The sequence below is a fragment of the Pandoraea fibrosis genome, from assembly GCF_000807775.2.
Lineage (GTDB): Bacteria > Pseudomonadota > Gammaproteobacteria > Burkholderiales > Burkholderiaceae > Pandoraea > Pandoraea fibrosis.
In genome coordinates this window covers 236,809-257,939 of the sequence record NZ_CP047385.1, presented here as the reverse complement: position 1 = coordinate 257,939, position 21,131 = coordinate 236,809, and the positions used below count along the sequence as shown (strand labels likewise).

The 21,131-nt window shown below is 63.5% G+C and carries 17 protein-coding genes; 3 read left to right on the top strand and 14 right to left on the bottom strand.

From position 1 onward, the window contains the following. The 14 genes from PI93_RS01030 to gatC form a co-directional block, all read right to left on the bottom strand. A complete protein-coding gene (locus tag PI93_RS01030) occupies positions 1–1,092 on the bottom strand; it encodes a type II secretion system F family protein (protein ID WP_039370332.1) in 1,092 nt (363 codons plus the stop codon). Between the two features lie 53 nt (positions 1,093–1,145). Beyond that, entirely contained in the window at positions 1,146–2,864 is a 1,719-nt protein-coding gene (locus PI93_RS01025; RefSeq protein WP_039370329.1) for a GspE/PulE family protein, read from the bottom strand. Further along, the gene (locus PI93_RS01020; RefSeq protein ID WP_039370327.1) at positions 2,848–3,315 is read right to left on the bottom strand and encodes a hypothetical protein; all 468 of its coding nucleotides are present in this window, start codon (positions 3,313–3,315) and stop codon (positions 2,848–2,850) included. The genes PI93_RS01025 and PI93_RS01020 overlap by 17 nt, the downstream gene beginning before the upstream one ends. Continuing rightward, the gene (gene pilO2 / locus PI93_RS01015; RefSeq protein ID WP_039370324.1) at positions 3,305–4,660 is read right to left on the bottom strand and encodes a type 4b pilus protein PilO2; all 1,356 of its coding nucleotides are present in this window, start codon (positions 4,658–4,660) and stop codon (positions 3,305–3,307) included. The genes PI93_RS01020 and pilO2 overlap by 11 nt, the downstream gene beginning before the upstream one ends. A 1-nt stretch (position 4,661) precedes the next feature. Beyond that, positions 4,662–6,425: a secretin N-terminal domain-containing protein gene (locus PI93_RS01010; protein ID WP_080759180.1), complete on the bottom strand. Its 1,764-nt coding sequence runs from the start codon at positions 6,423–6,425 to the stop codon at positions 4,662–4,664. Positions 6,426–6,477: 52 nt separating this feature from the next. Then, positions 6,478–7,017, bottom strand: coding sequence for a toxin co-regulated pilus biosynthesis Q family protein (locus PI93_RS01005; RefSeq protein WP_052240656.1), 540 nt, complete (start codon positions 7,015–7,017; stop codon positions 6,478–6,480). 70 nt (positions 7,018–7,087) lie between these two features. After that, entirely contained in the window at positions 7,088–7,726 is a 639-nt protein-coding gene (locus tag PI93_RS01000; RefSeq protein ID WP_039370319.1) for a type II secretion system protein, read from the bottom strand. 478 nt (positions 7,727–8,204) lie between these two features. Then, complete coding sequence (locus tag PI93_RS00995) at positions 8,205–11,363, bottom strand: efflux RND transporter permease subunit (protein ID WP_080759177.1); 3,159 nt, start codon at positions 11,361–11,363, stop codon at positions 8,205–8,207. Then, positions 11,360–12,592, bottom strand: a complete 1,233-nt coding sequence (locus PI93_RS00990) for an efflux RND transporter periplasmic adaptor subunit (protein ID WP_080759176.1) — start codon at positions 12,590–12,592, stop codon at positions 11,360–11,362. The genes PI93_RS00995 and PI93_RS00990 overlap by 4 nt, the downstream gene beginning before the upstream one ends. Before the next feature lie 147 nt (positions 12,593–12,739). Beyond that, positions 12,740–13,546, bottom strand: a complete 807-nt coding sequence (locus PI93_RS00985) for a polyphosphate kinase 2 family protein (RefSeq protein ID WP_039370317.1) — start codon at positions 13,544–13,546, stop codon at positions 12,740–12,742. 239 nt (positions 13,547–13,785) lie between these two features. Next, a complete protein-coding gene (gene gatB, locus PI93_RS00980; protein WP_191623400.1) occupies positions 13,786–15,258 on the bottom strand; it encodes an Asp-tRNA(Asn)/Glu-tRNA(Gln) amidotransferase subunit GatB in 1,473 nt (490 codons plus the stop codon). Positions 15,259–15,423: 165 nt separating this feature from the next. Further along, a complete protein-coding gene (locus tag PI93_RS00975) occupies positions 15,424–15,852 on the bottom strand; it encodes a hypothetical protein (RefSeq protein ID WP_080759197.1) in 429 nt (142 codons plus the stop codon). Positions 15,853–15,935: 83 nt separating this feature from the next. Continuing rightward, entirely contained in the window at positions 15,936–17,426 is a 1,491-nt protein-coding gene (gatA, locus tag PI93_RS00970) for an Asp-tRNA(Asn)/Glu-tRNA(Gln) amidotransferase subunit GatA (protein WP_144400313.1), read from the bottom strand. Between the two features lie 111 nt (positions 17,427–17,537). Further along, a complete protein-coding gene (gene gatC / locus PI93_RS00965; RefSeq protein WP_039370313.1) occupies positions 17,538–17,837 on the bottom strand; it encodes an Asp-tRNA(Asn)/Glu-tRNA(Gln) amidotransferase subunit GatC in 300 nt (99 codons plus the stop codon). Positions 17,838–18,387: 550 nt separating this feature from the next. On the opposite strand from gatC, the gene PI93_RS00960 reads away from it, so the two are divergent. The 3 genes from PI93_RS00960 to mreD all read left to right on the top strand — a co-directional run bounded on the left by PI93_RS00960 (position 18,388) and on the right by mreD (position 21,106). Then, complete coding sequence (locus tag PI93_RS00960) at positions 18,388–19,431, top strand: rod shape-determining protein (RefSeq protein ID WP_010805637.1); 1,044 nt, start codon at positions 18,388–18,390, stop codon at positions 19,429–19,431. A 184-nt stretch (positions 19,432–19,615) separates the two neighbouring features. Next, positions 19,616–20,584: a rod shape-determining protein MreC gene (mreC, locus tag PI93_RS00955; protein WP_039370310.1), complete on the top strand. Its 969-nt coding sequence runs from the start codon at positions 19,616–19,618 to the stop codon at positions 20,582–20,584. A 9-nt stretch (positions 20,585–20,593) separates the two neighbouring features. Continuing rightward, positions 20,594–21,106, top strand: coding sequence for a rod shape-determining protein MreD (gene mreD, locus PI93_RS00950; protein WP_010805639.1), 513 nt, complete (start codon positions 20,594–20,596; stop codon positions 21,104–21,106). The last annotated feature ends 25 nt before the right edge of the window (positions 21,107–21,131 follow it).

Sequence of the window (21,131 nt, the reverse complement as noted above, 5' to 3'; positions counted from 1 at the left end):
TCAGAACATCGACTCCGCGTATTCGCCTGCTGCGTGTCCGATCTGCAACATGCCGGCCACCGTGAAGATGATCGTCAGACCGACGAGCGCCATCAGCACGGAGCGAAGCGCGGCGGAGCGCATCTTGATGCGTTCCGCGACTTCCTCAATGGTCATCAGGCCGATTTTGCGAATGCCCGCGTCGAAGTTGGAACGCCCCGAGTATTCGACCAGACGATCGAAGACCTCTTCGTTGAAGATGCCGGTATCCATCGCCTTGACCATGCTGCGTTCGCTCTTGAGCGAAGCGCGCATGCGCAGCAAGTGGGAACGCATCCACGGCGAGGCCCCCGCGAGCAACAGTGAAATGGAATCGAACACCGATGTCTTCGCGCCGGTGAGCGCGGCAAGCGACACGAGGAACTCGCCGGCGCGCACGTCGCGATACACGGCATAGGGGCCGAAATTGTCCACGCGTCGCCTTAGCGGCCCTGTCCATCGACTGAGCGAGAGCGACACCGCCACCACGATCAGGAGAGGCACGCCGTAGAGAAGCGGCCACCAGTTCGCCACGAAACCCGACACGATATACAGCCCCGCGCCCACCAGCGGAAATTGATCCGGCGGCATGATTTCGATCATGATCGGCATCATGCCGTAGGCCACACCGAGTTGAATTGCAGCGAGCAACACCGACATGAAGATCGGCAGCACCACAGCCCCCGCGATTGCCGCACGTGTCTGCTGCTGCAACGTCACCACGCGCGCCAGAAATCGCAGCGCGCCGGGCAAATCCCCCTTCTCACCCGCCGAAATCACGATCAGGTCTTCGTCCGGAATAGTGCCTTCCCACGACTTGCGCAGATTCTTCGAGCTGGCGCGATCACGCCATATGGCATAGAGCGGCGCCATCGGATTGCGCCGCTCCTTCGCCCGGGCGTACCGGCGAGAGAAGAGTTCGAACGGATTGGCGCCGTCTTCGATGGCGTCGGCGAAGTCGCTGTAGAACTTCGCGCGCATCTTGCGAAAGTGACGCTTCGCCCGATTCAGCCCCGGATACGGATCACGCGCGGGAGACAGCTTGGCAAGCAGACGATTGGCGGCTTCGAGCATAGGCAGTAGCGCTGCGTTTCAGATAAATGGCAAGACGAATGGCGCGGCGCAACTTACACGCTCGCCAAACGACGCGGAGGTTGAGGCGCCGTAGCGCCGCCCTTCCACGTCTCGAATTTCTTGAGCTTGTGGAACGCCGCCTCGATGTCGCCCGGATCGATGAGGCCGAGCGCCATCTTGTAGATCGCGTGCTCCATGGCCGACTTGCCGCACATGACCGGACTCGTCAGATCGCCGTCGTGTTGCGCGCGCCAATAGCGCTGTGCCTCCCAGAATTTCGACTGACGCAGCAGGTCGAGCAATTCGTCGCACAGTTCGCAGACCTCTGCCACGACCGTCTGCCCGGCCGTGCCTCGCCCCTTGCAGTGATCGCAGCCGGGCCCCGCGACACGCACCCGCGCGGTGTCGATGCCAAGGCCCGCGATCACGCACAATGTCGCCTCGTCGAGATGCCCCACGGCCGGCAGTTTGCAGTGCTCGCACAGCACCGGAATGAGCTTCTGATAGACCATGGCGGTCAGAAAGTTGGGGGACGTCACGGCCGAGACCGGCATGCCGATCTCATCGCTGATCAATCGCGGGATGATGCCGAACGCGCTCGACGCGTGCACCGTGGACAACACCTGATGCCCCGTCTCCGTCATCGACTTGGCGAACGAGCCGGTCTCGATGTCGCGGATTTCGCCGGGCATGAGCTTGTCCGGATCGCCACGCAGCAGCACCTTCGCCGCCGCGCCGAACGCCGATTCGCCGTGGCCGTCTTCGGCTCGCCGCTGAATCGGAATCTGCGTCACATGCGGCTGGATGTACTCGACCGGATCTTCGATGGAAAAGAATTTCTTACCGGAGTCGCGCTCGTATCGCATCATCGTGCGCAGGGTCGTCGACTTGCCCGACCCGGTCTCCCCCGCGATGATCGTCAGTCCCGGACTGCGATATACCGCGTTCTCGAGCACTTCGATCTGATCGTCGGAGTAACCGAGCTCGGAGAGCGACAGCACGTCGTCGTCCATCGCTTCGTTGACAAGCAGTCGTATCACCACATCGACGCCGCGATTCTCGCGGATACTCTGCAAGCGAAGCTGATACTTGCGATTGCGCAGATTCAGCGGGATCGAGCAACTCTGGTGCTGATCCTCGTCGAAGTGGTTGTGGCTTCGGCTGCTGGGGTCGGCGCGCGAGTTATACGCCGCCGACACGGCATCGAGCATGGCGTGATAGTCGCGCGAGAGACGATCGGTTTCGCTGGTCACGCGCAGCTTGCCGTGAATGCGCATGCGCACGCGCACGTGCTGTCCTTCGCGAAACTCGAAGTGAACGTCGGACGCCTTCGCGTCGATGGCACGCTCGATGATCAGATCGAAGTTTCGATAGGCCCCGGTGCGTTGCTCTTCGGTCCGGGCGCCGGCGTCGTTCTGCTGTTGCAGACGCGACTGCATGAGCAGGATCTCTTCGGTCGTACCGACGTAAATCCCTTCGAGATCCAGCCGATGTGTTGCACGCACGGCCTGCTCGAAACGCGACAACAGATCGGAGCCCTGCATGCGCACGAACGTCGTGTGCTCCAGCAGAACCAGAAAGAGCCGGGGCTTCGGTGCAACGAGCACGAGTGACCCGTTCTCCGCCCCGGCCAATGTGATGCCGAGATCCTGTCGCCAGCCCTGCATCTGAATGTCGTCGACGCGAAGCTCGCCAATGGGCCGCGCCACGGTCCCGCCACGCGCATTGACGCGCGAGAGCGCCGCCTGGAAACGCTCAGAAATCTTCGCCATTGCGTCGCCCCGATGAACCGAGTCTCGCGCGACTCGCCTGTGCATCGCCCAATGAGGACGCCCCCATCGCATTGGGCAGGAGCAATCGCTGCGACCTGCCGCCTCGCGTCACGTCCACGAAATCGCTGCCGATCTTCACCACTCGCCAGTCACCGAAGCGGTCACCGTCGCTCACGCTGTAGCCAAAGCGGCCATCGACCCGGAGATAAGCCACCGTGGTGTCGTCAACGCCGTGAATGAACATCAGTTCCGGCAGCACGTCGGGCGCCGCACTGATCGTGGCGGACGACGACGCCGTGCCGTCGGCCGTCAGTGTCTCCTGCGACGACTTGAGGTGGGCACGGGCAAACGCGTCGATCGTTTCTGCGGCATTCACAGGCATGTGGGGCATCAACGACGACGCCACCACGGCCGTCGTCATCCATGCCGTGCGGCGGAGCTTAATGGACATAGTAGGTTCCTCGAGCAGAGAAGACGGGTTTGGTGTCGTCGATCACGATCGTCAACTCGTGCAACGACATGTTGCCGGCGCGCATCATCAGACCCGCTACCGAATCGACGAACGCCAGATGACCGGCCATCTTCCATTCCCCCTTGGCAATCGGCGGCGGCACATCGCTACGTGTGGTGACGGCCTGCGGCGCCTGAACGAGCGGCTGGGGCATCGACAGCGAGATGTCCATGCCGTAGTCGCCGAGCGATTGCAGACGCGCGCCCGCCGTGCGCAGGAACTGCGTGCGTGGCACGGGCGTCACGCGGGCGTCGCCATCGTCGACTTCGTCTTCGTTGTCCGCGAGTCCTTCCGCGTCCGTCGCAACGGGCATGGCTCGGGCCGGCGCCGAGACAGGGGGAAGGGTATCCGCAGGTGTCATGATCTCGCGCGCGTTATCGAGATCGACAATCTGCGCGTTGGGCCGCTGCGAGAGGAGCAAATCGAACGTGCCGCCCTCTTGACGACGCCACTGGATTTCACAACGATCGCCCCGGCACTCGATGGACGCCGGACGCCATCCGCCAGCACTCGCGGGCAACGATTGCACCGCGTATTGCACGCGCCGGGCATACGACGCGCCTGCCGAAAAAGGCTCCGCGGCAATGGCACGGGCAAGCGCGCTGCGATAGGCGTCCACCGGGTCGACCCGATTGGCTGCGGCGAGCTTGGCCTGTTGCTGTGCCTCGTACCAACTCCATCCCCACCAGCCAGCCATCGAGAGCAGCGAGAGCGCGGCGAGCGAGATGGCGGCAAGCTTGAGTTTCCGTGCCGGTAACGGCTTGCGCACAGCCAGTAAACGCGCGTCGCGCGGGGGCTCCTTGCGCACCTGCGCCGCAATGTCGTCGAGCGTGAGTGTCAAATCGACGCCGCTGCCATTCAAGGGGGCAACGCCCACAATCTTGATGCCGCTCTCGATCTCTGCGGCCCATTGCTCCAGCCGGGTGCCGAGTTCCGAGGTAGGCACGATCAGATCCAGCTCCGGACGCCGATCGCGCAACGTGACGAGGACCATGGCAGACGCGTCGTCGGGATCGGGATGCACGAACGCCACGTTCGGCGCGTCGATCATCTCCCCAAGAACCGCGCCCAACGCATACCACTCGAGTCCGCTCTGCACGTTGACCGAAAGATCCAGCGAGAACAGTCCCGCCGTGCGTGTGCCGGCACCGTCGTCGGCCACCGCGTAGTGCGAGGCGTCGCGACTCCGGGCGAGTCCACGGATCTCCGTAGGCTCCTTCTGCAAGCCGATCAATGTCTCCCACTGCGCACCGACGACGAGCTGGTTAGACAATATGCGCGTCATGTCACACGCCCTCGGTCAGTTCCGGCGAAATCAGAATGACGACTTCCTTGACCTGCTGGCGCGCCTCCTTGGTGCCGCCCTGGTAATTGAAGATGCCATCGCGATCGGTCGAATCGTCGCGGCGGCGGAAGCCGCTGAGCACCAGCGTATCGCCCGACTTGAGCGACGCGCGTTGCATGGTCTGGATCGACGCCGTAATCGGCAACTGCATGAATGTCCCCACGCCGAGTCCGTCATCGGTACCCGATCGTTCGTCCTTCTTGCCGCCCACGTCGATCTTCACACCATCGGAACCGATTTCCGCACTCGCATCCGAACCGCTGCCGGTGTCCGGGTTCGTGCCGCTTGGCGCTTCCTTCCCCGTGCGCAGATTGATCTTGTCGAGTTTCTTCAGGTCGGACATATCGATCTGTACCTGCAACATCACGCTACGGTTGTCCATCAGCGTGGGCAGCAAGTTCATGACGAAGCCCGTCGTCAGCACCGACTGCTCGGCCGTCACGACCGCCTGCCCGCCATAGTTGCCGGGCGTCATCTTCGTTTGCGCGACGAAGCCCTGATTCTGGGTGACGGCGACCGGCGCCGGTTGATTGTTCAGCGTGACGACCGTGGTGTCGATCACCGTACTCACGCGCCCCTGCTGGCTGAGTGCGCGGAGGAACGCGCCGGACCCGCGGAATCTGCCGCTGTCGATCTTGTTGAGCTGAAGTCCGCCCTTGCGCGACATCAGCGTGCCCCCCGCCGCGGGACCGGCCAGACCCAGCGTAATGCCGCTGGCCGCCTGATACACCAGATCCCAGTCGACGCCAGCGGCAGAATTCTCTTCGAGGGCTACCGAGTACACCTGCACACGCAGTTTGACCTGACGGCCCAGCACGGCGTTTTCGGCGTCGATGTAGCTCGCCACGCGCTCTATGACGTCGGCCGTATCGCTCACGACGAGCGAACTCGTCACGACGGACGGCGTCACACGCCCCCCTTCGGAGAGCATGTCCGACACCGTGCGCACGAGGTCCGACCAGTAATCGAGTTCAGATTCCACGCTGACGTTGGCGTCGGCATTGAAGCTCAGATCGACACCGCCAGCCGAGTTGCCCGGACCACTCCCACCGGCCGCACCGCGATTCGCCTTCATCTGCGAGGCCTTGCCCACCGATGCCGAGTACGACGAACTGCCGGGCATCATCTTGATCTGGAACGTGCGCGTGACATAGCGTGCGAAATGCACCACACCGTCGCGATAACTCCAGTGCGTGCCGGTCCGATGCGCGATGGTGTCGAGCAGTCCGGAGAGCGTGCCCGAGTATTGCAGCGGCACCGTCGGCTCGCCCGTATCGGAGCAGTTCAGTTGAAAGAGGTTGGCGGGGCCGCCTGCGCGATTGGCGCCACGGTTGCCGCCGCCTCCAGCGCCGCCACCGGCCACACACGACACGTCGGAGGCCATGCGGATGGTCAGGCCGTTGCCGCGTGCTACCTGTGCGAGCACGATCGAGATCGGCAGCGGTGCGCCCGTGGCGAAGCGCACATTGCGTTTGAAGAAATCGGGAAGTGCGATCGAGGCGTTGATGGGAACGGAGCGCTTCGCGAGCCATGCCCCCTCCACATGCTCGATGGCGCGAATCGGCGCTGCCGAATAGGTCTCGAACGCCGCTTGCCCCTCCGTGCGCGCCTGCGAAACGTTCGCGTCGGTCTGGGTGAGCATGCCTGGCGTGCCGCACGCCGTCAGAAACGTTGTGGCGCACAACACGCCAAGTCGCTTTCTCATGGATTACCGCTTCCGTGATGGTGGCCGCGCCCGGGGGGATGCGCAGCGCTCGTTATTGTGTGGCGTGAACGACGCGCAGCACGCGGTTGGCCTCGTAGACTTTCACGCGAATGGGCGCATCGGTGTTCTGCAGGGAGACGACGATTTGCTCGACGATGCCGAGAAAGTCCCCTGTGAACGTAGCCGGATAGTCGATAGGGAAGTCGCGTTCGATTTCCCACGCGAGCTGCCAGCCATGCGCCTCCAGATACCGCTGAAGAGCGACGGAAACGCGGCCGTCGCCAGGCGACATGAACAGCTCGAGAAGTTCGCGGACTTCGACCGGCGCGACCGGCTCCGCCGACGCCGCCGCCTGGGACAACGACGCTGGCGCATGCGCCACATCCGACGACACGTCGACCGATGGCAGCGGCGCCAGCGCACTCGCGAGCGCAGGCGACGGTGTCGCCGCTGCCGCTGCGCCGCCGGCCATCAGCGGCTTATGGCTGGCGAAGGCGATCTCGATGTCGGCCGACCGGAGTTCGGCTTGCACTCGCTCCAGAGCGAAGACCGGACTCGACCCTACCGTCGACGCCACCGCGACAGTTAGCATCCTTTTGATGCGCATCTTTTCCTCACGTCGAATTCAATGCTGAATTGCCGGATGGGGTTCGATCACGGGATCAGGCGCCGCCGATGGTGAACTCGACATCCGCCTTGGTCACATCGTTCTGGCCGTCGGTATCGCCTACCTTCGCTGAGGAACGGCATGCCGTCGCCAGATCATTCATGGCGAAAGAGGTCGTCATGGTCTTTAATTCGGTGTTGTTCACCTTGATCGTGGCAAAGCTCGGATGCATCGAGGTGAAGAGCCGCTGACATTGCTCGCTTGGCAGATCTTTGGACTGGATCTTCAGTCCGAACGTCGGCAAATTTCCCCCACCGCTGGTAATCACCTCTGGCGTGACGGTTCCGCCAAATCGATTGAGGTAATTGTTGGTCGTCCCGATGCGCTGCATCGAGCCGAAAATGCCCAGATCGTGCACGCTTACCATCGTGGTTGTGGCATTCAATTGCCCCGACATCACGGCGTTTTGCACCGACACCACCGCCATCTGCCAGTCCTTGATTTCCTGATTCACACGCACCGAATTCATCAGTCGCGGCACGCCGACCATCGCACCGGCCATGATCAGGCCCATCACGGCCACGGCCACCGACAGCTCCACCAGCGTCACACCGCGCTGACGGCGCTTGTTCAAGCGGCTGACCATTTTGCTTTTCATCTGCACGAGTGCGCCCCCGTTCACTTGCATGTTCATATCCCTCATCCTGAGCAATTCGTTTGGAAAGATGGCGCGGCGAAGCGATGTCTCCCCTAAGCCGCGACAGGGGCGATTTATGCCTGAACCCCCAACACCCCGTTGTCGCGTGCTAACCCGACTTTTCGCAAATTGACAATTGCACAGGACAAGAAACCGCCCATTCGCGCATCGATTCCGATAAGTCGATGCACATCGTCATAGCGTCGTGATGTGCCGGAAATGATGTGCCGAACGAGGGTGTACGCGGATCACCGGGAATCGGTGACGTCATGCCGAGATTTGCCAGCGTCGGAATTACCCCAACCGCAGCGAGAGTATTCACAACGTCGTGTGCCAACGGCGCTAATCAGTGATTTCACAAGGCACGTTGCATGCCTTGCCTACGCGGGTTGGATGGCCGCGTGATACCCCGAAGGCAGGTGGCGCAAGCAGAGGCTTTTGCTCTGCCTGCCTTCGGTATCAGAACATCAGCGCGTCAGTGCGCCGTGCCTGCATGAGGACCTTCGATGCGGGCCGAGCCATGCCCGCTCGCGCCGCTATGGTCCGACTCGGGGGCGTCGTTCGCTGCCTTGTCGCCGGGCAGTACCAGTGGCCCCTTGCCTGCGAAGCGATCGAGATAGAGATAGATCACCGGCGTGATGTAGAGCGTGATGACCTGCGAGAACAGCAAGCCACCGACCACGGCCAGACCGAGCGGCTGACGCAGTTCCGCGCCCGCACCGAGCCCCAGCGCAATCGGCAACGCGCCCATGAGTGCCGCGAGCGTCGTCATCATGATCGGACGGAAGCGCAACGCACATGCCTGACGAATCGCCTCAAGGGGTGTCATGCCGCCGTTGCGCTGCGCGTCGAGTGCGAAGTCGATCATCATGATCGCGTTCTTCTTCACGATACCGATGAGCATCAGGACACCGATCACCGCGATCAGCGACAGGTCCATACCGAACAAGCGCAGGGTAATCAGCGCCCCGACGGCCGCCGACGGCAAGCCCGCGAGAATCGTGATCGGATGGATGTAGCTCTCGTACAGCACGCCAAGCAGCACATAGATCACGAGCAGCGCGCCGACCAGCAGCACGATCTGGCTGGACTGCGACTTCTGGAACGCGGCCGCATCGCCGCCCCAACTCGTGATGATGCTCGGCGGGAAGCCCAGTTGCTGCTGGAAGCCGACGATCTTCTGCGACGCGTCGCCCAGCGCCGCGCCCGGCGCCAGATTGAACGACAGCGTGACCGCCTGCAACTGACCCTGATGGTTCACCGACACCGGTCCCATCTTGCGCTCGACCGTGGCGACCGCCGAGAGCGGCACCAACGCACCGCCCTTGCCGCGCACATAGATCTTGTCGAATGCGCCTTCGTCGCGACGGTCGTTATCGTCAGCCTGAAGGATGACCTGATAGCTGTCGCTCGGCGTGTAGATCGTCGAGACCTGACGCTCGCCGAACGCGCTGTACAACGCGCTTCGAATGTCGCCAATGGCCACACCCAGCGTATTTGCCTTGTCGCGATCGATGGTGAGCTGCGCTTGCAGGCCCTTCATCTGCGCATCGGTCGTCACATCCCGGAAGATCGGGTCGGCACGCATGAGGTTCATCAGCCGGTCGGACCACAACTGCATTTCGCCCGGCTTCACGCTCTGCATCACGTACTGATAGCGGCTCTTGCTCTGCTTGCCGCCCAGTTGCAGGTTCTGCACCGGATTGAAGTAGACGTTGAGCCCCGGCACCTGCTTGACGTCGCGCCGCAGCCCTTCGAGCACCTCGCTCATGTGCGCACGCTCGCCATGCGGCTTCAGGTTGATGAACATACGGCCCTGATTGCTGTCGTTGGCCGACACGATCACCGTTTTCACCGCCGGGTTCGCACGGATGATGTCGCCCGCCTGACGCAGCAGCGCCGACATCGCCGTGAACGAAATGTCCTGCGCACCTTCGGCCGTGACCTGCACCTGCCCGATGTCTTCACTCGGGAAGAAGCCCTTCGGAATCGTGGCAAACAACACGCCCGTGGCGACAAACGTGGCCGCCGCCGCTCCCATCACCCACCGGCGATGCGCGAGACACCAATCCACGCTGCGCACATAACCGTTCTGCACCCAAACGAAGCCGTCTTCGAACCACTGCGTGGCGCGCAGCCCCAGCCCTTCGTCCTGCTCGTGCCTGAGATAGCGGCTGCACAACATCGGTATCAAAGTGAGCGACACGGCCGCCGACACCAGAATGGCGAGCGACACCACCACGGCGAATTCGTGGAACATCAACCCGATCACCCCCGGCATGAAGAAGATCGGGATGAACACCGCCACCAGCGAAATCGAGATCGACAGAATCGTGAAGCCCATTTCTCGCGACCCCACCAGCGCCGCACGCAATGGCGGTACGCCGTTCTCGATATGACGTACGATGTTCTCGAGCATCACGATGGCGTCGTCCACGACCAGCCCCACGGCGAGCGTGATGCCCAGCAGCGAGATGTTGTCGATGGAATAGCCCATCCCCTTCATGAGCGCGACGGTGCCGATCAGCGACACCGGCAGCGACATCACCGGAATCAACGTGGCAGCCAGACGGCGCAGGAACAGGAAGATCACCAGCGTGACGAGAATCACCGTCAGGCCAAGCGTGAACTGCACGTCGTCGATGGACTCGCGAATCGACACCGAGCGATCGTTGAGCAGCTTGACCTGAATCGACTGCGGCATCTGCTCCGCGAGACGCGGCAGCGCCGCCTTGACCTGATCGACGGTGGCTACCGTATTCGCATTGGGCTGACGCAGCACCGCGAGCACGATCGAGCGCTCGCCATTGACCCAACTGCCGGTCTTCACGGATTCGACGCTGTCCTGCACGTCGGCCACATCGCGCAGATACACCGGGTTGCCGTTCACGCTCGCGATGATCAGGCTCGCGAACTGGTCGGCCTTGGTCATCTGGCGATTCGCCTCGATGGTCAGCGTCTGGCGATTGCCGTCGAGCGTGCCGACCGGGCTGTTGGCATTGGCCGAAGCCAGGGCACGCGCCACGTCGTCGAGCGTGAGCTTGCGCGCGGCGAGCGCGTCGGGACGCGCCTTCACGCGCACGGCGAAACGCTTCTGCCCGAAGATCAGCACCTGCGCCACGCCGGGCAGCGTGGAAAGCGTGGGAGAGACGAGGTTTTCCGCGTAGTCGTCGAGTTCGGCCAGCGACATCGACGGCGAGTTCATCGCGAGAAACAGAATCGGCGCGTCGGCCGGATTCACCTTGCGGTATGACGGCGGCGTCGTCATCTCCACCGGCAGCTTGCGCTGCGCGCGGAACAACGCCGCCTGCACGTCGACGGCAGCCGCATCGATATCCCGATCGCTGTCGAATTCGATGATGATCGACGTGGTGCCCTGCGTATTGGTCGAGCTGATGACCGCCACACCGGCAATCGTCGAGAACTGCTTTTCCATCGGCGCGGCCACGGACGCGGCCATCGTCTCCGGACTCGCCCCCGGCAAGGTCGCGGTGACCTGAATGACCGGCGAGTTGTAGCTGGGCAGCGCGGAAATCGGAATCTGGCCGTAGGCGATCAAGCCTGCGACGACCGCCGCGACGCACAGCAGGATCGTCATGACCGGCCGGCGGATACAGAGTTCGGACAGGTTCATGGCGCTTTCCCGGCGGCGCCGTCACGCGACGCCACAATCGTCACCGCGTTGCCCGGACGCAGATTTTCCGCGCCTTCCTGCACCACGCGCGCGCCTGCGGGCACCCCCTCGACGACCGCCAGCTTCGCTTCCACGTAACCGACCTTCACGGGCTTCGCGCTCACCCGGCCGTCGGCGCCGATGACATAGACGAACTTGCCGTCGGGGCCGGTCTGCACCGCCTGCGGCGGCACCACGCTGGCCTGCTTGAGCACGCGGCCGATCACCGCGATGTTCAGATACATGCCGGGCCACAGCTTCGCATCGCGATTGTCGTAGGCGGCCTTCAGGCGAATCGTGCCCGTTTGCGAATCCACGGCGTTGTCGATGAAGCTGAGTTGCCCGGTAGCCGTCACGCCGGTGGTGCCAAGCGTGGCCGTTACAGCGACCGGGCCGCCGGCGCGTGCAGCCTGCAACTCGGCCAGCGCACCTTCCGGCAACGTGAAGCTGATATCGATCGGATCGAGCTGCGTGATGCTCACGAGCGCCGCCCCGCCCGGCGTGACGAGACTGCCCGGGTGAACGTTGATCGCCCCGGTACGGCCGTCGATGCCGGCGCGAATCTGGTTGTAGTCGACCGCGACCTGACTGGCCGAGATCGCTGCCCGGTCGGCGGCGACTTGCGCCGTCAGACTGTCGACGCTGCTCTGCGCAGTATCGAGGGCGCTTTGCGAGACGAAATGCTCGGCGATCAGTTGCTTCGTGCGGGCGAGCGTGCGGCGGGCGTTGGCGAGATCGGCTTCGTCCTTGGCCAGTTGCGCCTGCACTTTCTTGAGGTTGGCTTCGTCCATGCGCGCGTCGAGCGAGAACAACAACTGCCCCGCTTTGACGAAATCGCCTTCCTTGATGTGGACCTGTCGGATGGTGCTGGAAATCTGCGGACGCACTTCGATGGTCTGACGCGCCGTGACCGTGCCGTTGGCGATGAGCCGCACTGGCACATCACGCACTTCGACGGTGGCGGCCGTCACCGAAGGGGCAAGCGCCGCCTTGGCGGGCTTCTCCGCGCCGCGTGAGCGCAGCCATGCGCCGGCCCCAGCAATCACCACCACGGCCAGTACGCCGGTGATCCAGCGGCGCGAGCGCGCCGTGCCTCGCGATGTACCGCCTGCGCTACCGTGGATGGCCGTCTGATGCCCGCGCTCGGCAGCGTCCTCCGGCGTTTGCCGGCGGGCGTTCTCGTCACTCATCTTCTTCCCCGTTTCCCCATGCGACGCCCATTGCCCGGCAAACCCCCGTTCGCCCGGCCGCGCCTGTTTTTTCTATCAAAACGGCCGTGGATCCCCACAGCCGTTCACGTCATGCCTGTTTGTCTTCGTTGGCCATGCGGCACCGCATCATTCCACCTTCATGCCCGTCAGTTCGGGCCTCGCGGGCGGATAGGACAGCTTCAGATCGGTCAGCGCCTGCACCAGCAACTCTGCCACCATCAGATTACGGTGGCGTTTTGAATCGGAAGGCACGATATACCACGGCGCATCTTCCGTCGAGGTGGCCGGCAACGCGGCCTCATAGGCCTTGGTGTATTGCGGCCAGAAGCTGCGTTCCTTGAGGTCGTTCAGCTCGAATTTCCAGTGTTTGTTCGGATCGTCGATACGCTCCTGAAGCCGCTTGCGCTGCTCCTCCGCCGAGATATGCAGGAAGCACTTGATGATGCGCGTGTTGTTATCCGCGAGCAGGCGTTCGAAGTTGTTGATGTGGGTATAGCGGCGCTTGCACTCGTCGGCATCGATCCAGTCGTGCACGCGCGTGATGAGCACGTCTTCGTAATGGCTGCGATTGAAGATCACCAGTTCGCCCGCCCCCGGCACCACCCGATGCACGCGCCACAGGAAATCGTGAGCTAGTTCGATGGGCGTGGGAGACTTGAAATTCGCCACGCGGATACCGAGCGGATCGACGTTCTGGAACACCGCGCGAATGGTGCCGTCCTTGCCGCTGGTGTCCATGCCCTGCAATACGAGCAGGACACGATGCTGGCTGTTGGCGTGCAGAATGGTCTGCAACTCGTCGAGCTTGAGCGCCAGTTCGGCCATGCGCGCCTTGTCGTCGTCCTTGTTGTCGCCGGAAAACGGCTTGTCGGCCGGATCGTAGTCCGACAGGTCGAGCTTCTTGCCGAGCGGTACGCGGTATTTCTCGAACATCGCCAACTCCTTGTGACAGCCGATCCGGCAGTATCGCGCAATTTGCGGAGAGGGCAAAAAAAGCGTGGCATAAGCGAATCGTCCGGCGTGATAAGACGGCGCCGGGCGTGCCGCGAGACGTGACGCGACACGCATGGCAAAGGCGCGGACGAACAAAAAGCGCGGCACCGAACCGGCTGCCGCGCTTTTTGCTTGATGCTTCGGGGCCGCCGCGACGAACGCGGCAGCCTCACCTCTCGTCAGGCACCGAGCTTCTTCTTGAGCAACTCGTTGACCTGCGCCGGGTTGGCCTTGCCCTTGGTGGCCTTCATCGCCTGTCCGACCAGGGCGTTGAACGCCTTCTCCTTACCCGCGCGGAACTCCTCGACGGACTTGGCATTGGCGGCCAGCACTTCGTCGATGATCTTCTCGATCGCGCCCGTGTCGGTGATCTGCTTCAGCCCCTTCGCTTCGATGATGCGATCTGCCGCGCCGTCATCGGTGGCGCGTTCTTCCCACATCAACTGGAAGACTTCCTTCGCGATCTTGTTGGAGATCGTGTTATCGGCGATACGCGCCAACAGGCCTGCGAGCTGAGCGCTCGACACCGGGCTGTCGGCGATGCCGATGTCCTCACGATTCAGCAGCGACGACAGTTCGCCCATGATCCAGTTGGCGGCCGGCTTGGCATTGGCCTTGCCCGCCTTCTCGACCACGGCTTCGAAGTACGCGGCCTGTGCTTTGGATTGGGTCAGCACGGCGGCGTCGTAGTCCGACAGGCCGTATGACTCGACAAAGCGCGCCTGCATGCCCGCGGGCAGTTCGGGCAACGCCGCGCGCACACGTTCGACCCACTCGCTGTCGATCACGAGCGGCATCAGATCCGGGTCCGGGAAGTAGCGGTAATCGTGCGCGTCTTCCTTGCTGCGCATCGAACGCGTTTCCTTCTTGTCCGGATCGTACAGGCGCGTTTCCTGCACCACCGTGCCACCGTCTTCGATCAGCTCGATCTGACGACGCACTTCGTACTGAATCGCCTCTTCGAGGAAGCGGAACGAGTTCAGGTTCTTGATCTCGGCACGCGTGCCGAATTCCTTCTGGCCGACCGGACGCACGGACACGTTGGCGTCGCAACGGAACGACCCTTCCTGCATGTTGCCGTCGCAAATACCCAGCCACACCACCAGCCCGTGCAATGCCTTCGCATAAGCCACGGCTTCGGCCGCGCTGCGCATGTCGGGCTCGGTCACGATTTCGAGCAACGGCGTGCCGGCCCGGTTCAGGTCGATGCCGGTCATGCCGGCGAAGTCTTCGTGCAGCGACTTGCCTGCGTCTTCTTCGAGGTGGGCGCGCGTGAGCGTGACGACCTTCTCATACGCCTCACGGCCGGTGCGGGCATCCGCCTCGACCTGAATCTTCAGCGTGCCGCCCTGCACCACCGGAATTTCGTACTGGCTGATCTGGTAGCCCTTGGGCAGATCGGGGTAGAAGTAATTCTTGCGCGCGAAAATGCTGCGCGGCGCAATCGTCGCCCCGATGGCCAGACCGAATTCGATCGCGCGCTCGACGGCGCCGCGATTGAGCACGGGCAACACGCCCGGCAGCGCCAGGTCCACGGGACAGGCCTGCGTGTTGGGAGCCGCACCGAACTGCGTCGATGCGCCCGAGAAAATCTTGGAAGCGGTGGAGAGCTGTGCGTGCGTCTCCAGACCAATAACGACTTCCCATTGCATAAGGTTCACCCTGTCTCAACTTGTCGGCATGGCGTACTCGCCTTGCCCTTGCCGCCGGTCGTCACCGCGACGGTGACGCTCCGGCCTGTTCCTGTTCGCCCGGATTGACCTGCGCCGATCGGCACCGACCGGCACCGACCAGCACTTACCAGCACTTACCAGCACTTACCGGCGAGTCCCCGCGGCGCAAATCCCCGACCGCGGATCGAAGCTCACCGGCCATGCGTTTTCGTAGATGCCCGGCGTGCAATACGCCTCGCAGTTCGCATGCCCGATGGTCACGTTGCCCGGGTCCTGCCAGATGAGCAGCTTGCAGCTACCGCTGTTCGCGCGCAGCTCGATGCTCGGGCGCCACTGCGTCTGGTGGAAGTCCGCCAGATTGAAGTGGCAGCTCCCACGCTTGCCGACCCACAGACGCCAGTCGAGCGACTGCACCTGGTTGGCCGACACCTTGAGCGTTGCCTGTTCGCGAAAACCGTCTTCATCCGTCTGCGAGCAATAGCCCGACAGATTGATTTCGCGGTATGCGATCGGTGTCGGTCGCCCGAACGGCAAGGTGCACGACGCGAGCGTCAGCACCATACCGGCGAGCATCAGCCCCTTGGAAGCCAGGGCCAATGCAGCGGTGCGCGAGCCGGCCGAAGCGAGAGACGTCACCACGCGCGAGCGGCTCATGATCAGACGCCCGACGGTGCGCGCTTGTGCCAGTCGGTCGCGCGCTGGAACGCGTCGGCCACTTGCAGCAGGCGGGCTTCGTCGAAGTAGTTGCCGATCAGTTGCAAGCCGACCGGACGCGCATCGCGGCCCGGACCGACCGGCAAGCTCATGCCCGGCAGACCGGCGAGGCTGACCGACAGCGTGTAGATATCGGCCAGATACATCTGTACCGGGTCGGCGCTCTTCTCGCCGAGGTTCCACGCGACCGACGGCGCGACCGGGCCCATGATCACGTCGCACTGCGAGAACGCGTTCTGGAAGTCCTGCGCGATCAGGCGGCGAATCTTCTGCGCCTGCAGATAGTAGGCGTCGTAGTAACCATGCGAGAGCACGTATGCGCCCACGAGAATGCGGCGCTTGACCTCGGTGCCGAAGCCTTCGGCACGCGACTTCTTGTACATGTCGAGCAGGTCGCGATATTCCGCGGCGCGGTGGCCGTAGCGCACACCGTCGAAACGCGACAGGTTCGACGAGGCTTCCGCCGGCGCCAACACGTAGTACACCGGAATCGAGAGTTCCGTCTTCGGCAGCGACACTGGCACGCGCACGGCGCCGAGGTTCTCGAACTCGCGCAACGCGTTGTCGACGGCTTCGCGCACGTCGGCGTCGAGACCGTCACCGAAGTACTCGGCCGGCAGACCGATACGCAGACCTGCGAGCGGCTTGTCTGCCGTGGCGCCGTCGAGCGGCTTGCCCAGACCCCGTGCAAAGTCTTCGTCGGCGCGCTCGAGGCTGGTCGAGTCGCGTGCGTCGAAGCCCGCCATGCCGTTTAGCATCCACGCGCAATCCGCCGCGCTGTGACCGAACGGGCCGCCCTGATCGAGCGACGAGGCAAACGCGATCATGCCGTAGCGCGAGACGCGACCGTATGTCGGCTTGATACCCGTCACGCCGCAGAAGGCGGCCGGCTGACGAATCGAGCCGCCAGTGTCGGTGCCGGTCGCGACCGGCGCGAGACGCGCGGCCACGGCGGCGGCCGAGCCCCCCGACGAACCGCCGGGCACAGCACGCTTGTCCCACGGGTTCTTCACGGGGCCGTAAAACGAGTTCTCGTTCGACGAGCCCATCGCGAACTCGTCCATGTTGGTCTTGCCGAGCGTGACCATCCCGGCGTCTGCCAGACGCTCGACCACGGCGGCGTCGTAGGGGCTCACGTAGTTCTCGAGCATGCGCGAGCCGGCCGTGCTGCGCCAGTGACGCGTGACGAAGACGTCCTTGTGCGCGACGGGAATGCCCAATAGGGGCTGGTTCGCGCCATCGCCGGCCGCGATGCGGGCATCGGCCGCGCGCGCCTGCGCGAGACTCGCTTCGGCGTCGACATGCACGAATGCGTTCAGATCGGCGGCGCCGGCGATACGGTCCAGATAGTGCTGCGTCAGCTCGACGCTCGAGACGCGCTTGGCGTCGAGCGCGGCGCGCAAATCCTGCAAATGAATCAGATCTTGTTCCATGGTGGCTGCTGTGTAGCGCTTGGGGGAATGAGGTGCGCCAACGGCGCGTGACGACACGTTGCGTGGGCACTGGCCGGGCCGGAAGGCCGGGTGCAGCGCAACGCGCCGGACTCATTCGATGACCTTCGGCACCAGATAGAGGCCGTCCTGCACGGCGGGGGCCGGGCGCTGATTGGCGTCGCGGTCGACCAGTTCGGTCACGGCGTCGGTACGCAGCCGCTGGGCAACTGCCTGAATTTGCTCGATCGGATGCGCAAGCGGCGCGACGTCGGTCGTATCGACCGACTGCATCTGCTCGACGAGCGCGAAGAAGCCGTTCAGCTCCTTTTCCATATGAGCCGCCTCGTCATCGGCCAACTCGAGACGCGCGAGATGGGCGATGCGTTTGACGTCTGAGAGATTCAAAGCCATGAAGAAATCCCGAAAAAATGCGCATTGGGGAGCAACCGGATGCATACATGATGCCGATATTAGGGCCAGAATGCGGAGAATGCGCGGACGAGCTTGAACTCGTCTGCGGTTTTACTCCGTGCACCGGGCTGCGCAGGAGGGCTGGCACGCCGTGACACAAGGCTCCCGACCCAAATGTCGAGGGAGTCGATTGTGGTGTCAACGTGCTCGTTTTTCCTGCAAAACCTGCGAAATTATAAGGTATCATTGCGCATTAAATTTGCGTCGGAGCGTGTTTTTGCACCCTTCGCCGCTGTCGCGCAGGTGGGCCACGGTCGGACCGGGGGGCGCGACAGACGATCGCGCAGTCCATTGGAAGACCCTGACGCGACAGATTTTTGACGGCAGCCCCGCCTCCTGCCCGGTACAGCATTCCTCGGTTTGTCCGCACGTTTCGCGAGCCGCCGCGTGGCGCCTGGCGATTTTTTTGCGAACAGTCCGGAACCCAGATGACAGGCAGCCGTCCCAGTCACATCCATTGGGACGGCCTCACGCAAACACAGGATTTTGCATGTTCGGTTTTCTTCGCAGCTATTTCTCCAACGACCTGGCCATTGACCTGGGCACGGCCAACACCCTCATCTACATGCGCGGCAAGGGCGTCGTTCTCGACGAACCGTCGGTAGTCGCCATTCGTCAGGAAGGTGGCCCGAGCGGCAAGAAGACGATTCAGGCCGTTGGCAAGGAAGCCAAGCAGATGCTTGGCAAGGTGCCGGGCAACATCGAGGCCATCCGGCCGATGAAGGATGGCGTGATCGCCGACTTCACCGTGACGGAACAGATGATCAAGCAGTTCATCAAGATGGCGCACGAGTCGCGTCTGTTCTCTCCGTCGCCGCGCATCATCATCTGCGTGCCGTGCGGCTCGACCCAGGTGGAGCGCCGCGCCATCAAGGAAGCCGCACACGGTGCCGGCGCCTCGCAGGTGTATCTGATTGAAGAGCCGATGGCCGCCGCGATCGGCGCCGGCCTGCCGGTCTCGGAAGCCACCGGCTCGATGGTCGTCGACATCGGTGGCGGCACGACCGAAGTGGGCGTGATCTCGCTGGGCGGTATCGTCTACAAGGGTTCGGTGCGTGTCGGTGGCGACAAGTTCGACGAAGCCATCGTCAATTACATCCGCCGCAACTACGGCATGCTGATCGGCGAGCAGACCGCCGAAGCGATCAAGAAGGAAATCGGCTCGGCCTTCCCGGGTTCCGAAGTCAAGGAAATGGAAGTGAAGGGCCGCAACCTCTCGGAGGGGATTCCGCGCGCCTTTACCATTTCGAGCAACGAAATCCTTGAAGCCCTGACCGATCCGCTCAACCAGATCGTGTCGTCGGTGAAGATTGCACTGGAACAAACGCCGCCGGAACTGGGCGCCGACATTGCCGAGCGCGGCATGATGCTCACCGGTGGCGGCGCGCTGCTGCGCGATCTGGATCGCCTGCTCGCAGAAGAAACCGGCCTGCCGGTGCTCGTGGCCGAAGACCCGCTGACCTGCGTGGTGCGCGGTTCGGGCATGGCACTCGAGCGCATGGACAAGCTCGGCAGCATCTTCTCCTACGAGTAAGCCAACGTGCGTGGTTCGTCGTCCGGCGCGGTGGGGCAATCCCTTCCACACCTCGCCAGACACGGCCAGACACGCAGCAAGACCACGCGCACGGAGCTTGCCGTCATGCAGCCCCGTCGCGCCCGACTGACACCATTCGCGCACCGCAGCGGCTCGCTGCGCGTGCTTCCCTGAAGGGCCCACCATGCAGTACAGTCCGCCGCCACTGTTCAAACAGGGACCGTCGGCGTTGGCCCGGCTGATCTGTTTCGTCGCGCTCGCCATCGGCCTGCTCGTGGTCGACTCGCACTACAACACGTTGGAACGGGTTCGGGCCGTGGTCGGCACCGCGCTTTATCCGGTGCAACGCATGATGCTCTTGCCGCGCGACGCCATTCTCGGCGTGGCGAGCTTCTTTTCGACCGAATCGCAACTCACGGGCGAAAACCGAGCGCTTCGCGAGCAAAATCTCGAACTCTCCGTACAGGCCCAGCGCAATAACCAACTGGTCGCCGAGAACGAACATCTGCGTCAGATGCTCGCGCTGCGCGACCGTCTGCCCGTTCCCAGCATTCCCGCCGAAATCGAATACGACACGCGCGACCCGTTCACGCAGCGCGTGGTGATCGATCGCGGCACGAAACACGGCGTGAAACTGGGCGCACCGGTCGTCACGGAACAGGGCCTGCTCGGCCAGGTCTCACGCGTATTCCTGCTGCAAAGCGAGGTCACGCTGCTCACCGACAAGGAACAGGCGGTGCCCGTGCAGGTCACGCGCAGCGGGGTGCACAGCGTGATCTACGGCGGACTGCGCGGCGATGTGCTCGACCTGCGCTTTATTCCGCTGTCGGCCGACGTCAAAGTGGGCGACGAAATCGCCACCAGCGGTCTGGACGGCATTTACCCCGCCGGCCTGCCCGTGGCCCGCATTACCAAGGTCGACCGCGTCTCGGATACGGCGTTCGCGCGCATCCTGTGTCAGCCGGTGGCCAATCTGCGCAGCCAGCGTCAGGTGCTGGTGCTGCAATACACCACGCCGCTCGCCCTGCACCCGGACGCCGCCGCCGATCTCGCGCGCGCCTCCGATCCGGCGGCAAGCGGCGAAAAGCCCGGCCAGAAGGGAGCCACGCGCGCCGATCCGAAGCGCGCGCCGGCCGTCCGAAAGGGTCATTGAGGAATCGACATGTCACGACCGCAATACATTCTGCTGCCGGTCAATCCGTACTTCATCGCGCTCAGTCTCGTGGTGGCGTTTCTGGTCAACCTGATGCCGTGGGGGCACGCCCCCGCCATGCCCGACTTCGTCGCGCTGGTGCTGATGTTCTGGAACATCCACCAACCCCGCAAGGTGGGCATGGGCGTGGCGTTTCTCGTCGGGCTGCTCATGGACGTGCACAACGCCGGCCTGCTCGGCGAGCATGCGCTCGCTTACACGCTGCTGTCGTATGGCGCGATCATGATCCACCGCCGCGTGCTGTTCTTCACGTTGCTCGGGCAGGCGCTGACGGTGCTGCCGCTGCTGCTGCTCGCCCACGTGGTACCGTTCATCATTCGTCTGGCGACCGGTGCGGCATTTCCGGGCTGGTGGCCGCTCGCGGCAAGCTTCGTGGAAGCTTTGCTCTGGCCGGTGATCAGTATCCTGCTGCTGGCGCCGCAGAAACGCGCCGTCGACCGCGACGACACGCGTCCGATCTGAGGGGCCGCATGCCCTTACGATCGCG